The organism is Klebsiella sp. A-Nf5, from assembly GCF_002810545.1.
Lineage (GTDB): Bacteria > Pseudomonadota > Gammaproteobacteria > Enterobacterales > Enterobacteriaceae > Klebsiella > Klebsiella variicola.
Window position 1 is genome coordinate 1 of the sequence record NZ_PIOG01000173.1, and the last position, 1174, is coordinate 1174.

The 1174-nt window shown below is 58.4% G+C and carries 2 protein-coding genes; both read right to left on the reverse strand.

The window, feature by feature from the left end; all coding sequences use genetic code 11:
- Nucleotides 1–336: 336 nt before the first annotated feature.
- Nucleotides 337–804, reverse strand: a complete 468-nt coding sequence (locus CWM53_RS19305; RefSeq protein ID WP_227521624.1) for a hypothetical protein — start codon at nt 802–804, stop codon at nt 337–339.
- Between the two features lie 27 nt (nt 805–831).
- Nucleotides 832–1174 (reverse strand): DUF3142 domain-containing protein (locus tag CWM53_RS19310; protein WP_227521719.1); only part of this gene is annotated, 343 nt, incomplete at its 5' end.

A 1174-nucleotide genomic window follows, 5' to 3' on the forward strand; every position in this document is an offset into this window, starting at 1 on the left:
AGGTGCAATGCGTCGTGTTCCCCGCGCCAGCGGGGATAAACCGATGCCCGTCAGTATGGTGGCGGTATGCCTTTCGTGTTCCCCGCGCCAGCGGGGATAAACCATCGACGATGTTCTGCGTGATGGTGATGTATGCGTGTTCCCCGCATTCACGGGGATAAGCCCGCAACTAACAATCAGGCGCCATCTCATAGGCTGTTTGATGGCGCAGGATCAGCACCGCTTGCCACCAGCCCTGCGCCTGAGCTTTTTTGTGTCCTTTTGTCGGCAAGGTATTGATAAACGCCTGGGCGGTGTCTCTATCCTCAGTTAGCGCAAAATAGGCCAGAGCTTTTGCTACTGGCCCGTGCGCATCAGGCGTCGTGCGAGCAGATTGCGTAGCCTGGCGTCGGCGCTTTCGCGCCCGGCATTTTTCGGCATATTAAGATCAGAAGGAGAAGGTGCCGGGACATTTTTATCCACGAAAGCAATGAGCTCATTGACCGTTAGCTCCCGTTCGGCAATGTGCGCGACATCCGGCCAGTAATTTTCTTTCGCCTGATACATCAACCACATCGCCTGCAGATAGTCGTCGCGGTTGAGCGCGAGTATCGCCTGCTGGGCGTGAATACGGCAGACCAGCGTCACAAACTCCTCGCTGATAATGTCATCACTAGACTGCTGGAAGCCCCATGCTTCGTTTGGCAGGAATGACGCAGCCGCTTGGGCGAACCATGCCGCCGCTGTTATGGCATCACCCGCCCGCAGCGCCATTTTGGCTCTCACCCAGGCGGTAAGCCCGTCTTCTTTGGCATTTTTCAACATGAGCGTCACCAGCGGATACTGGCCTTGTCAGGAAACGCCAGCCACAGCCTGCGGGTGGTGAATGACGGCCGCCAGCGTGCTGAGCGACCAGGCGCGGGTATCGTTATCCAGCGGCAGACGGAACCAGACGAAGCCTGAAAAATGAGGCGGCGGCCGTTGTTCCAGTTCGCGAATAAACGTGTCGATTTGCTGCGGTGAAACACTCAGTTCTTCTTTTTCAGCCGCAATCCACAGCGGCGACTCACTCTCGACGCTGGCGGGCTGTCCCGGGGCAGTGATGAGCGCGGAACCATAGGCCGGGAGCGCGAGGTAAAAGGGATGCGGGGCGATAAGCGCATACTGCCTGCTCCAGCGCCGGGCCGGCGTGGGG